Annotated in this window: 14 protein-coding genes; 10 read left to right on the plus strand and 4 right to left on the minus strand. The window is 70.0% G+C overall.

The genetic code is table 11. From position 1 onward, the window contains the following. Position 1: 1 nt before the first annotated feature. Entirely contained in the window at positions 2 to 697 is a 696-nt protein-coding gene (locus ACLD7X_RS00650; protein WP_411421513.1) for a GAF domain-containing protein, read from the minus strand. Between the two features lie 184 nt (positions 698 to 881). Here ACLD7X_RS00650 and ACLD7X_RS00655 point away from each other — a divergent pair, with 184 nt between their 5' ends. From ACLD7X_RS00655 to ACLD7X_RS00675, 5 genes are all read left to right on the plus strand, one after another. Beyond that, on the plus strand, positions 882 to 1,142 hold the full coding sequence (locus ACLD7X_RS00655) for a hypothetical protein (RefSeq protein WP_411421514.1): 261 nt from the start codon (positions 882 to 884) through the stop codon (positions 1,140 to 1,142). 64 nt (positions 1,143 to 1,206) lie between these two features. Then, positions 1,207 to 2,379 carry a transporter substrate-binding domain-containing protein gene (locus tag ACLD7X_RS00660; RefSeq protein ID WP_412006793.1) on the plus strand — a complete coding sequence of 391 codons (1,173 nt, stop codon included), beginning with the start codon at positions 1,207 to 1,209 and terminating at the stop codon, positions 2,377 to 2,379. Between the two features lie 108 nt (positions 2,380 to 2,487). Beyond that, complete coding sequence (locus ACLD7X_RS00665) at positions 2,488 to 2,877, plus strand: DUF6632 domain-containing protein (RefSeq protein ID WP_411421516.1); 390 nt, start codon at positions 2,488 to 2,490, stop codon at positions 2,875 to 2,877. A gap of 87 nt (positions 2,878 to 2,964) precedes the next feature. Then, a complete protein-coding gene (locus tag ACLD7X_RS00670; RefSeq protein WP_412006792.1) occupies positions 2,965 to 3,486 on the plus strand; it encodes a hypothetical protein in 522 nt (173 codons plus the stop codon). Between the two features lie 55 nt (positions 3,487 to 3,541). Then, entirely contained in the window at positions 3,542 to 5,080 is a 1,539-nt protein-coding gene (locus ACLD7X_RS00675) for a cytochrome P450 (protein WP_411421518.1), read from the plus strand. On the opposite strand, the gene ACLD7X_RS00680 is transcribed toward ACLD7X_RS00675, so the two are convergent. Further along, the gene (locus tag ACLD7X_RS00680; RefSeq protein WP_411421519.1) at positions 5,075 to 5,470 is read right to left on the minus strand and encodes a hypothetical protein; all 396 of its coding nucleotides are present in this window, start codon (positions 5,468 to 5,470) and stop codon (positions 5,075 to 5,077) included. The two genes, ACLD7X_RS00675 and ACLD7X_RS00680, sit on opposite strands and share 6 nt — an antisense overlap. Before the next feature lie 317 nt (positions 5,471 to 5,787). Between ACLD7X_RS00680 and ACLD7X_RS00685 the strand changes: the two genes are divergently transcribed. The 3 genes from ACLD7X_RS00685 (at position 5,788) to ACLD7X_RS00695 (ending at position 7,193) form a co-directional block, all read left to right on the plus strand. Beyond that, positions 5,788 to 6,066, plus strand: a complete 279-nt coding sequence (locus ACLD7X_RS00685) for a DUF3136 domain-containing protein (RefSeq protein WP_411421520.1) — start codon at positions 5,788 to 5,790, stop codon at positions 6,064 to 6,066. Between the two features lie 154 nt (positions 6,067 to 6,220). Next, on the plus strand, positions 6,221 to 6,394 hold the full coding sequence (locus tag ACLD7X_RS00690) for a hypothetical protein (RefSeq protein ID WP_412006790.1): 174 nt from the start codon (positions 6,221 to 6,223) through the stop codon (positions 6,392 to 6,394). A 112-nt stretch (positions 6,395 to 6,506) separates the two neighbouring features. After that, positions 6,507 to 7,193 (plus strand): helix-turn-helix transcriptional regulator, encoded by a 687-nt coding sequence (locus tag ACLD7X_RS00695; RefSeq protein ID WP_411421521.1) that lies wholly within the window; start codon positions 6,507 to 6,509, stop codon positions 7,191 to 7,193. 259 nt (positions 7,194 to 7,452) lie between these two features. Here ACLD7X_RS00695 and ACLD7X_RS00700 read toward each other — a convergent pair whose 3' ends face one another. Both ACLD7X_RS00700 and ACLD7X_RS00705 read right to left on the minus strand, forming a co-directional pair. Further along, on the minus strand, positions 7,453 to 8,301 hold the full coding sequence (locus ACLD7X_RS00700) for a lysophospholipid acyltransferase family protein (protein ID WP_412006789.1): 849 nt from the start codon (positions 8,299 to 8,301) through the stop codon (positions 7,453 to 7,455). Between the two features lie 470 nt (positions 8,302 to 8,771). Further along, entirely contained in the window at positions 8,772 to 9,017 is a 246-nt protein-coding gene (locus tag ACLD7X_RS00705) for a hypothetical protein (RefSeq protein WP_411421523.1), read from the minus strand. Positions 9,018 to 9,279: 262 nt separating this feature from the next. Here ACLD7X_RS00705 and ACLD7X_RS00710 point away from each other — a divergent pair, with 262 nt between their 5' ends. Further along, positions 9,280 to 9,993 (plus strand): putative 2OG-Fe(II) oxygenase, encoded by a 714-nt coding sequence (locus tag ACLD7X_RS00710; RefSeq protein ID WP_411421524.1) that lies wholly within the window; start codon positions 9,280 to 9,282, stop codon positions 9,991 to 9,993. A gap of 50 nt (positions 9,994 to 10,043) precedes the next feature. Then, complete coding sequence (locus ACLD7X_RS00715) at positions 10,044 to 12,572, plus strand: plasma-membrane proton-efflux P-type ATPase (RefSeq protein WP_411421525.1); 2,529 nt, start codon at positions 10,044 to 10,046, stop codon at positions 12,570 to 12,572. The last annotated feature ends 16 nt before the right edge of the window (positions 12,573 to 12,588 follow it).

Genomic DNA, 12,588 nt, shown 5'->3' on the forward strand with positions numbered 1-12,588 from the left:
GTCAGGCCAGGGGCGCCACTTCCGGGAAATGCTTCGCCATGCAGGCCTCGCACACCCCGTGGGAGAACTCCACGTTGTCGTGGCTCTTGATGAACGCCTCCACGGTCCCCCAGTAGCCGTCGTCGTTGCGGATCCCCTTGCAGTAGGAGCAGATCGGAATCAGCTCCTCCATCACATCGATGCGCTCGAGGGCTCCGGCGAGTTGATCGGACACCCGTTTCAGTTCCAGTTGGAGCACCACCTGCCGGGCCAGCGCCTCGAGGGAGCGGAGCTGCAGGTCGCTGAGGTCACGGGGGCGGTGATCGATCACACAGAGGGTGCCGATCCGGGCCCCTTCCGGCGTGGTCAGCGGCACCCCCGCGTAGAACACGATGTGGGGCGGATGGCAGACCAGCGGGTTGTCGCGGAAGCGTTCGTCTTCGCGGGCATCCCGCACCACGAAGGTCTCCTCGCCGAGGATCGCGTGGGCGCAGAACGACACATCGCGGCTGGTTTCCCGCACGTCGACGCCCACCCTGGATTTGAACCACTGACGCTCCGCATCCACGAGGCTGATCAGGGCGATCGGCACGTCGCAGATCTGCGCGGCCAGCAGGGTGATGTCGTCGTACGACTGCTCCGCATCCGTATCGAGGATGTGGTAGCCCTTCAGCGCCTCCAGGCGGGCCTCTTCGCGGGGGGCCACATTCGGGCGCATGGGGGACAGGCCGGGATGCAAGGCCCGGGGCGCAAAGGCTGAAGCAAGGGCCACGTTGGGCCCCTTAAAACGTAGGGAGGACGCTCAGGTCCACTGGCGCGGGTTCACATCTCCTCATGCCATGCGGTGGCCCCGGCGAGGCGGGGCTGCCTAGGTTGAACAGCAGGTAATCCCTGCTGCGGCGATGACCGAATCCACTCCCGAAGCCCTTCCCGAAGGCACCCCCGCCGACACCCCGGCGAGCCCTGAGTTCGTGGCCTGGGCCCGCCACCACGACGAGGAGCACAGGGCCTACCGCCCCGAGCTGGCCGAGGTGAGCGAGCACCAGCACCCGGAAGGAACGGCCAACGCGGCGCACCAGGAACAGGTGTGGGCGGCCCGCCGCGACCATGAACACCGTCTGCACGACAGCGCGATCGAACAGATCCGCCACCACAACCCCTAGGCAGCTCATGGCCCGGGCTTCCCGCCTCCCCAGGAGCCTCCCGCTCCCGTGGGCGGCCTGGCGCGTGGGCGTGCTGCTGGACAGGGCTTTATGGGTCAGCTCGGCTGTTTGGGTCAGCCCAGCTGTTCCGCTGGGGTCAGGTGGGGGGCTGGCCGCTGCCGCTGCGCTGGAGCGGCTGGAGCCAGCCCCGCCGGTGTTGCGGGTGGGGATGGTGGACGGGGCGCCCCCCTGCAGCTACCGCGACGCCGGTGACTGGCGGGGACTTGCCATTGACCTGTGGAGCCGGATCGCCACCCGCGAGCGGCTGCCGTATGTGGTGTCGGCGTGGCCGTCGGTGCAGGCGATGCTCGAGGCCAGCCGCAACGGCGACCTGGACGTGGCCGTGGGCTGCATCAACGTGTCCCCCGAGCGGCTGGAGCGCTACCGCTTCAGCCTGCCCTTCCAGGAGGACGGCCTGGCGGTGATGGTGCTCCAGAGCCGGCTGGATCTGGGCCGCTCCTTCCTGCTGGCCCTGTTCACCCCCACCCTGCTGCAGCTGCTGGGTGGCTATCTGGCGGCGATCGCTCTGCTGGCCCTGCTCACCTGGCGGGTGGAGCACTACGACCAGAACCCCGACACCCTCAGCCAGGGGCGCCGGCGCAGCTTCAGCGCCCTGTTCCAGGTGCTCGCCACCGGGCCCGGCAGCAACACCCTGGTGGCCACCAGCCGTGGCCAGGGCATCGTGCTGCTGGCCTATCTGGTGCGGATCGTGTCGGCCTCGCTGCTGGTGGGTTACCTCACCGTGAACGTGGCCCGGCAGGTGCAGGGAGGGCCCAGCGCCAGGATCCGTTCCGAGGCCGATCTGCGCGGCCTGCGGGTGGGGGTGCGCGGCGGCACCGTGAGCGAGGCGCTGCTGCAGGAGCTCAACGCCGGCAGCAGCGCCCCGAAGGTGACGATCGTGCCCCTGGCCGGCATTCAGTCGGGGATGCCTCTGCTGGTGTCGGGCCGCCTCGATGCCCTGCTGGGCGACAACCTGCAGCTGCGCTATCTGCTGATCCACGCACCGCTGCAGGGCGCCCGGCCCACCCTGGCGCTGCAGGGGATCCGGCCCGAATCCCAGGCGTTCGTCTTCTCCCCCGGATTGCCGGAGGCCACGGCCGAGCGGATCGACAGGGCGATCAGTGCCCTCAAGCGCAACGGCGTGGTGGGCGCCCTGCGGCAGGAGGCCACCACGCCTGCCGTCAGCCCGAGCCCCTGAGGCCTGGGTGGGCCAGCTGGCGTGGCGCCGCCATGTGGCCATGGTGTCCGATCCTGCCTACACAGGGAGAGCCACGCGTTGCGCCGCTGTTGCAGCAGGCAGGACTCCATGGACATCCTCAACCCGGACAAGACCCTGCGGATCGCGCTGATCGCGGTGGGGATCGTGTACACCGTGGGGCTCTACCCGCTCACGCTGATCTGGCCCGACGGTTTCATGTGGATGCCGCGCCAGGCGGAATACGAGCAGATGATCCTCGCCACCTTCGCGGTGCTGGGGGTGTTCCTGCTGCTCGCCGCACGGGCACCGGCCGAGCACCGCAGCCTGATCGGCTTCGCTGGCTGGTCGAGCCTGGTGCACGGCCTGGTGATGCTGGTGCAGGCCCTGCGTGATCCGATGGAGCAGGCCAACTTCTTCGGCGATATCCCCGCCCTGATCGCTGTGGGCGCCGTGCTGCTGGTGCTCAACCGGCCGGCGGTGACGCCCGCGGCGGGCTAGCGCCAGCCGGCACATGTCGCCGTGTGAACAGCGGCTGGGCTGCCCGCCCCGGTGCCGTCACCGTAAAGGCGATGGTCTGATCAGGCCGTGAGCCCGAGCGAAGCGCGCAGCACCATGGCGATCCTCAACCGCTGCCGCTGGCTGCCCAGCCTGCTGCTCCTCGCCGGCCTGCTGCCGACCTCCGCGCGCTCCCAGCCGGCCGCCGCGGCAGTCACGCCATGGTCGCCGCCGCCCGAGCCGGCCGCCTGGGCCGTGGTGCGCAGCGACCTGCTGCGGACGGGACCGCCCGACGGACTGGCGCCCAGGGAGTGGATCTTCGTGCGGGGCCTCGACCGGCCCGATCTCCGTGCCGGTGAATACCTGGCCGATCTGGTGCCCTCGCTCGATGGAGCCGCCCCCGTGGTGGCCTTCCAGGCGGTGGTGCTGCTGCAGCGGCCGGCAGCCGGGCCCGCCTGGCAGGTGCGCGAACGCCGGATGCGGGCCCGCTGCGCCGAACGCCGCCTGGAGCTGCTGGATCCTGCCGGTGCCTGGGTGGCGTATGCCGGCACCCCTGATCCGGAGTCTCCAGCTCGGCTGGCCTGGATCTGCCGCAGGGCCGTCACCCCATGAGGCCCGTACGGGCCGAGGGAGGGTGCGGCCGCTGCCGTCTTCAGGAGCTGCCGCCATGGTGATCCTTCTGCCCGGGCTTGGTCTCCTTGCGCTCCTGGGTGGGACGGCCCTTCTGGCCTGGCGAGCCTGGCGGCGGCGCCAGCACTTCGCGCCCCTGCGGCGGCTGCCCTCGCCGCCGGGGCTGCCCCTGCTCGGCCATCTGCCGGCGGTGCTGGCCGCCGTGCGCCGCAAGCGCTTCTTCCAGCTCCTCCATGACTGGAGCCAGGCCTACGGCCCGGCCTATGTGTACTGGGCCGGCAGGCCGGTGCTCGTGCTCAGCCGTCCTGCCCTGATCGAGTCCGCGATCGTGCAGGGGATGCGCTCCGGCTGCCTGATCCGCTCGCCCGCCATGCGGCGGGCCTGGAATGACATGCGCGGTCCGATCCTGATCGGCGAGGAGGGGGCGGAATGGCAGTGGCGCCGCCGTTCCTGGAATCCCGGCTTCACGGCCGCCAGCACCGCCGCCCATCTGCCGCTGCTCGAGCAGGCCAGCGCCCAGGTTCTGGAGCGGATCGCGCAGGCACCGGCCGGGCAGGCCATCGCGCTGGATCCCCTCTTCGTGGAGATGGCGATGCGGGTCATCGCCACCCTGATGCTGGGCATCCCCCTGCAGGCCGGGGCGGAGAGTCCGGAGGGCCCTCGCCTGGATGTGGCCCGCGCCTACCAGGCCATGGGGGTGCTGGGCCGCCGCTTCTTCCGGATGGCCACCGGCGAGAGCCCCTGGATGAAATATCTGCCCACCCGGACCTCCCTGGCCTACTGGGCCGCCCGCCGCCAGCTGGAGGATCTGCTCGCCCCGCGGGTGGCGCTTGCCCTGCGCCTGCGGGAGGGGAACGCAGGCGAGGAGGCGGGCCTCAGCCCCCTGTTCCGCCAGTCGCTGCTGGTGCGGATCGCAGCCAGGGAGCCCCGCTACGACCAGGACAGCCTGCTGGCGGAGACCATTGAATTTCTGATCGCCGGCACCGACACCACCGCCCACACCCTCTCCTTCGCTGCGGGCACCCTGGCCCTCCACCCGGACGTGCTGGCCCGGGTGAGGCAGGAGGTGGATCAGGCCTGGGAGCGCCATGGCGGCCTCACACCGGCCTGCATCGGCGCGCTGGATCTGGTGCGGGGGGTGATCAGGGAGACGCTGCGCCTGTTTTCGGTGGCCTCGGGATCCACGGCTCTGCAGGTGGTGAAACCGACCCATCTGGAGGGGGTCGGCAGGGTGCCGGTGGGAACCACGGTGACCTGGTCGATGCAGGGTGCCGGACGCGACCCGGAGGCCTACCCCAGGCCCCTGGAGTTCCTGCCCGAACGCTGGCTGCCGGGCGGTCCGGAGGGCCCCGCCCCTCCGATGATCGACTTCGGCTCCGGTCCGCACCGCTGCATCGGCGAACACCTGGCGATGCTGGAGGCCACGGTGATGCTGGCCCAGCTGCTGCGCCACACCACCTGGGAGCTGGTCAACGGCCCGGCGTCGCTGGAGAACCAGCGGCAGAACCTGCTGATCTATCCCGCCGACGGCATGCCCGTGCGGGTCCGGCGCCGGGGAGAGGCGGGATGGTCATGAGCTGGGGAAGGGTCGGAAGCTCAAGGGCGCGTACTTGTCGATCGTGACGGTCCAGGCCGTTGATCCCAGGGCCTGCAGCTGCTGCAAGGCCGCCTCGGTGTCGCCTCCGGCGATCCAGGCGGCCTTGAGCGCGGGGAGTTGCGCGCTCATCGCCTCCATCGGCATCACCACGAGCAGCAGGCTGGCGTCGCCGGCGGCTCGCCGCAGGGGCCCCTGGTCGCTGCGTTGCCAGACGCGCAGCAGCAGCTCGAGCGCCAGGCCACGGCCCTCCTCGCCGGGATCCTCGCGGCCGGCGGCCGCGGCGGGGAGGGATCGACCGGCCAGCGGCAGGGCCCGCGTGCCGTTCTGTTCCAGGAAGGCCAGGGCGATCAGGTAGGGCGTATCCGCCATGGGGAGACCAACTGCGACGCCCTCACCCTGACGCAGGACCAGGCCGCCAGGATGTCCCCATTTGCGGGTAGACGCCTGGAAGCGCGAATCCATAAGGTGATGCCGTCCGATCCGAAAGGACCTCGAAAGGACTGATCCAGCCGCACAATCCCGCATCCAGCCATGCCATCAGAAAGCCTTCACTCTGATGGTGTCGCGGACGGCATTCAGGGGCTTCTCTGAGATGGTGGAACTGGCTTCTGGCTTCGACCTGTTGGGCCATGTGCCGGCGGATGGGTGTTGCGATCTGACTCCTGCTGATGTCAATTTCCGGCTTGATGACGACTGAAGTCTCCACTTTCACGACCACCATGACGATCGGTGAGCTTGAGGCCAGCTATCCCCTCTATTGTCGGGCTCTGCGCATTCTGATCCAGGAGGGAAAATCCCTCAACAAGATCAAGCGCACCGTCTGCTGGTCCAGGCTCACCAGCCTGCACACCTGCCTGCCGCGTCGGTATCGGGATCCGGAGCATCTCTACTTCGTGCTCAGGCGCGAGGTGGAGCCTGAGGGTGCCGCGGGATGCTCACCAGCATCGCCATCAACAGCAGGCTGATCCACGCCATCGGCGCGCTCAGGAGGGACATCCTCACCTCCACGGACCATGCCGCCTGGACGCGGCTGCATGCACACGGATGCATTGTCCGCCCATGGGGACCGTGATCCAGACATCAAGCTCCTAGACTGAATTCATCAGGGCCGTTAGCACAATGGATACCACCATCACCCCTGGTTCGCCGGTAGCCCATCCACACGCCGCCCGCGCCTCCTGTCTGGGGCGGACGTGCATGAAGTGGACCTCGGATGGCGAACTCTCCGACATCGACATTCAGCTGATCCTGCAGCGCTTGCGCGAGGTGGATGCCCAGGTGGAACCTGTCTGAAACTCCCTGCCCGGGCAGCCTGCCAGTGGGCTGTAGGGTGAGCGGTGGAGCTTGATTCCCAGGCCTTGCGTTGCATGCACGTTCGCGCAACACACGCAAGTCCCCTTTCGCCATGGACTTCACCCCATACCTCACCGGTTTTCAGGCGGGTAGCGCCGATGAGCGACTGCTTTCCCTGAAGCTGGACGGCCAGGTGGCCCTGGCCATGAAGGGCCGCCTGTTCCTGCGCTCCATGTGTGCGAACTTTGCCGATCCAGTCCAGATCGGTTGTGCTGTCACGGACGAGAAATCCTGCCTTGATTACCTCTCCCGGGCACCCTTCAGTCTGCTGATCTGCACGGACTACCTGGAGCAGGGAAGTGGTTTCGAGCTGGCTCGGCACGCCAAGGAGACCCGGCCGGGCCTGAGGGTGATCGTGCTCGCCCTCGGCGATGTCATTCCGGCGGAGTATGCCGAGGTCGCCTGGCTGGATGCCGTGGTGGCCGAAGCGGATTTCGTCGAGGATCAGCATCCCCTGCAGGCCGCTGTGCTGGCTGTGATGGGGAACCACGCCTACAGGAGCCCATCGCTGCGCAGTGGCACGTTGCCGTACCTCAGCTGCCCGCGACTCACGCCCAGGGAATATGAGGTGCTTGATCTGCTGGCCAGCGGGATGAGCGACCGCGAGATGGCGGAGGCCCTGGTGATCTCCGAGGAGTCGGCTCGCACCTACACCAAGCGGCTCCTGCGCACCCTGGGGGTGCACAACCGCCTGCAGGCCGTGCTCAAGGGGATGCGCTGCGGCATGGTGAATCTCTGAGGTCCGCCGGCCAGAGCCGTGAGCTCCGGAGCGATCCCCGACCAGCCTTCACCGACCAGGCTCCATCGATGAGCTGACGCGTCAGCCAGGCAGCTCCCTGCCCATGCAGCTCGCCGGCTGCGCCTCCTGCGCGGGCCTCAGCATTCCCGAGCCCGTGAGCAGCGGTCTCTGGCGTGTGTGCTGCTGGCGCTCCTGGTGGTGGCGCTGGTGTCGGGCTGCTTCATCGACATCACCAACTCCCTGGTGATCCAGGGGTTCCTCAGGCGGATCGGCTGATGCCGCTCGCCTCGGCCGCCAGCCGATCCAGTTCCCCCTGCATGTGGGCCACCACCTGCTCGTAGCAGGCCTGCACATAGCCCCGGTCGCGGCTGGCCTCATAGCCCGTGCGCGGGAACACCACCGGGGCGCACACCCGTGTGTGGATCGCGGCCGGCAGGGGCAGGTTCGGCAGCGGGCCCACCCCGAGCCCCCACGGCAGACCGAGGTAGAGCGGAAACACCTCCGGGTCGAGGCCCAGCAGCCACGGCATGCCCAGCGCGTGCAGGCGCCGGGCCTGGGCCGTGCAGTCCTCCAGCACCACCAGGGTGTCGTGAGCGCCCCAGGAGATCAGCGGCATCACCGGCAGTTCCTGCCACAGGGCCAGGCGGATGAAGCCGGTACGGCCGCGGAAGTGGATCCGATCCCGCAGCCGGTGGGGCCGGAAGGCATCCTCGCCGCCGCCGGGATACACCAGCAGGCTGTGGCCCTGGCGCAGCACGGCCAGGGCCTGACGCGGGTGAAAGGGCACGGCACCCACCCGGGCGGCCAGCTCGGCCATGCCGGGGTACGCCTTCCACACCTTGGCGTGGGTCAGGCCGTACACCTGCCGCTGCACGCCATAGCGGCGGATCCAGTCCACCAGGAACATGGGCAGATCGGGGGTGGCCAGGCCACCGTTGTGGGAGCCCACCAGCAGCACCTGGCCCTGGCTGGGCATGTGCTCCCAGCCGCTGGTGCGCACCCGGAAGTAGTGGCGGTAGAACCACTCCCACACCGGCATCAGCCGGCGGATCACGCCGGGGTCACGCCGCAGCGCCGGCGGGGGAAGCGTTGGCAGGGACGCTGGCACGGACGGTGACACGGTTGACGGCACGGGTGGTGGGGGCGGTGGAAGGGGGGGAGGACGCTGACCGCCGCCACCACCGCTGATCCTCCCTGGAATCCTGGCGGCATTCGCTGCGGATCCCCCACAGTGGGCGCACTGGGCCTGCTGCGCGCCCTGATCGATGCCCCGGTCTCTGGCGGAAGCCGCTGATGGGGTGGTCGTGGGGGGGGGGTCTCGCCGGCCTGGTGGCGGCCCGAACCGTGCAGGAGGCGGGCCGCGGTGGCCCAGCTGCCCGAAGGGCATCCCCACCACCATCCCGCCGCCGCCCTCGATCGGCAGAGCTTCCGGCACGGGATCGACGTGCACACCCCTACCCCCTTCGCCGCCTGGCACTTCGCCTCCTTCTGCCGCGCTGTGGGGTTCCTCGGTCCGGCCGAGCCCGGGCCGGGCTTCATTGAGGGGGTGGTGCGCAGTGGTGAGGCGGCGGCTGAGCCTCAGGGCCGGCCGCCGTTCTGCGGAGCCCCCTCTCCGGCGGTTTCCGGCTGCGGGGGTTCCCCGCGCTCGGGTTGCCGGACCTCGGCTTGCGTGAGCTCGGCTTGCTTGAGCTCAGCCTGCTGGCGCTCAGCCTCCTGCCGGTCGAGGCAGGTGGAGCACAGCACGCGACCTTTCTGCTGCAGGTAGTGCCGCAGTGAGCGCTCGATCTGCACGCCGCAGCCGGCACAGGAGAAGAGGGGGCTCATCGGCGCTGGCGTTGACCGCTGCTGCGGGAAGTCTGTCGGTCGCCGGGGCCCGGCTGGCCCACAGGCCCCAGGCTGGGTCAAAGGGCTGGCTGTGAAGGACGGCCTCCCGCACCCCCTCGCTTCCGTGGCCCTTCGGGCGCAGGGGGTCGGGTCTTTGGGCCGTGTCCACGATCCAGGGCGAACGCCATCAGGAGCAGAAGGAGGGCACCGCGACGGGACACCGGCCAGATCTGCAAGAGTCCTGGGGAACGGGTGCCCCGCGATGGACAGCAGCATGGAGGTGCTGAGCCTCTTCCCCCGCTACCTGTTGAAGGGAGCGCTGGCCCCGGAGGCGTTGCGGGCTCTGCAGCAGCTGGCGCATCAGGTGCTGACCGATCCGCAGTCCGCCCCCGATGCCTCGGTGAAACTGGCCGGTCAGCTGTCGCTGCAACGGGAGCTGGGGCCCCAGTACCCGCCGGTGGTGGACCTCTGCGCCGATGTGCTGTTGCCGGCCTGTGAGCGCTGGATCCGCCATGTCGTGGATCAGCAGCCGCCCGAAGCCCGCGGTCCCTGGGCCGAGGGGCGCTATCGCCTGCAGTTGATCGACATCTGGCTGAATGTGCAGCGAGCCGGCGATTACAACCCGACCCATACGCACGGGGGCACGTTTTCGGGGGTGGTGTTTCTCGAGGTGCCCCCCCAGATCAACGCCGAACGCTTCGACGGCCAGCTCTGCTTCTACGGCCCGGAGGACTGGCACATCCAGAGCTTTCGCACCGGCATGGCCCACTACGTCGTGCCGGTGCCGGGTGAGTTCTACGTGTTCCCGGCCTGGCAACCCCATTCCGTCGCCCCCTTCCGCGGAGACGGCGACCGCCTTTCCCTGGCCTTCAACGTGGTGGCCCTGCCCCAGCAGCCTGCGGCGCGGCCTGGGCCGGTGGTGGAAGGCAACATCTCGCTCTCGACAGCCCGCCGCAAGCCGGGCGGTTTCGGCTGAATTCCGTCAGCCGGCCCATCCTCGGGAGAGCGTCGGTGTCCGGATCACCCATGCCAGCCAAGCCCGGCCGCGGCCCTGCCAGCCAGTCGTCCACCATCCCCGCGGGCAGCGGGGAGGAGCTCGCAGGTCTGCCCCTGCCGGAGCTGACCCGGCGCCTGGACACCTCACCGCGGGGTCTGGACAGCGCCGAGGCCGCCCGCCGACTCGAGCGCTGCGGCCCGAACGAACTGCCGCACCAGACACTCTCCCCCTGGCGCCTGCTGCTGGGCCATCTCTGGGGGCCCATCGCCTGGATGATCGAACTGGCGGCCCTCCTCTCCGCCCTGGTGCGGGACTGGAGCGATCTGGTGCTGATCCTGGTGCTGCTGGGCGCCAATGCCCTGGTGGGCTTCTGGGAGGAGTTCAAGGCGGGCCATGAGATCGAAGCGCTGCAGGCCCAGCTGGCGCTCGAGGCGCTGGTGCGTCGGGATGACACCTGGAGCCTGAGGCCGGCCCGGGACCTGGTTCCCGGCGATGTGATCCGGTTGCGGATCGGTGTGATCGTGCCGGCGGATGCCCGTCTGCTGGAGCCCGGGCCGCTGGAGGTCGACCAGTCCCCGCTCACCGGCGAGTCGCTGCCCGTGGAGCGGACGGAGGGGGATGGGGTGCTCTCCGGATCGATCGTGCGCCGCGGCGAGGCCGATGCCGTGGTCTACGCCACCGGGGCGGGCACCTTCTTCGCGCGCACGGCCCGGCTGGTGGAGGCCGAGCCGCCGCCGAGCCACTTCCAGCAGGCCGTGCTGAAGATCGGCGACTACCTGATCGTGGTGGCGCTGCTGCTGATCACCCTGATCCTGCTGGTGGCCCTGTTCCGGGGGCACGGCATGGTCGAGACCCTGCGCTTCGCCCTGGTGCTCTGCGTGGCCTCCATCCCCGTGGCCATGCCGACCGTGCTCTCGGTCACCCTGGCGGTGGGGGCGGAGCGACTGGCCCGCCGGCGGGCCGTGGTGACCCGGCTCGCCGCCATCGAGGAACTGGCGGGCATCGACATCCTCTGCTCCGACAAGACCGGCACGCTCACCCAGAACCGGCTGAGCCTCGGCACACCGTTCTGCCTGCCGGGCTGCGGACCGGACCATCTGATCCGCTGCGCCGCCCTGGCCTCCCGCCAGGAGGACCACGATCCGATCGATGCGGCGGTGCTGGCGGCACCGCAGGCCGGCACCGCGGCGGACACGTTGCGGCTGGAGGCGTTCGCGCCCTTCGATCCGGTGCGCAAGCGCACGGAGGCCACGCTGGTGGAGCCCGGCGGGCGGCGCTTCCGGGTGAGCAAGGGGGCGCCCCAGGTGCTGCTGGCGATGGCGGCCAATGCCGTGGAGGTGCGCGAGGCGGTGGATCAGGCCGTGGAGGGGTTCGCCTCCCGGGGGTTCCGCTCGCTGGCGGTGGCCGAGGCGGAAGGGGAGGAGCCCTGGCGGTTCCTGGGGGTGCTGCCGCTGTTCGATCCGCCACGGGACGACAGCCTCACGACGCTTGCCGAGCTCCGGGAGCTGGGCATTGCCACCAAGCTGATCACCGGGGATCAGGTGGCGATCGCCCGCGAGATGGCGGGCCAGCTCGGGCTGGGTACGGCGATCCTGCCGGCGGAGGTGCTCGAGGAAGCCACCGCCGGCCCCGTTCACGATCCCGGCGAGCGGATCGAGCGGGCCGACGGCTTCGCCCAGGTGTTTCCGGAGCACAAGTACCGGATCGTGGCGCTGCTGCAGCGGCGGGGTCACCTCGTGGGGATGACCGGCGACGGCGTCAACGATGCGCCGGCCCTGAAGCGCGCCGACGCCGGCATCGCCGTCTCCGGTGCCACCGACGCCGCCCGCAGCGCCGCCGACATCGTGCTGCTCACCCCCGGGCTCAGCGTGGTGGCGGCGGCGATCCGCGAGAGCCGGCGCATCTTCCAGCGCATGCACCACTACGCCATCTATCGCATCGCCGAGACGATCCGGGTGCTGGTGTTCATGACCTTCTCGATCCTCATCTTCGACTTCTACCCGCTGTCGGCGTTGATGATCGTGCTGCTGGCGCTGCTGAACGACGGCGCCATCCTCGCGATCGCCTACGACCGCACCCGCTGGTCTCCCCGGCCTGTGCGCTGGCAGATGCCGGTGGTGCTGGGGGTGGCCACCGCCCTGGGCCTGGCCGGCGTGGTCGCCACCTTCGGCCTGCTCTGGCTGGGCGAGGTGGTGTTCGCCCAGCCGCGGGAGTTCATCCAGACCCTGCTCTACCTCAAGCTCTCGGTGGCCGGGCACCTGACGGTGTTCGTCGCCCGCACGGTGGGCCCCTTCTGGTCGGTGCGGCCGGCCCTGCCGCTGCTGCTCGCCGTGGTCGGCACCCAGCTGCTCGCCACCCTGGTGGCGGTGCACGGCCTGTTCATGGCCCCGATCGGCTGGGGCTGGGCCCTGCTGGTGTGGGGCTACTCGCTGGTGTGGTTCCTGCTGGAGGATCGGGTGAAGCTGCTGGCCTACCAGCTCTTCGGCCATCAGCCCACCCTGCTGCGCCGGCGCCCGAGCCGGAACCGCCCTGGGCCGAACCGGCAGGGGATCGGCTGAGGCCGAGGCGCCGCCT

Origin of the sequence: Aphanothece microscopica RSMan92 (assembly GCF_046613545.2) — a bacterium.
Classification (GTDB): domain Bacteria; phylum Cyanobacteriota; class Cyanobacteriia; order PCC-6307; family Cyanobiaceae; genus NIES-981.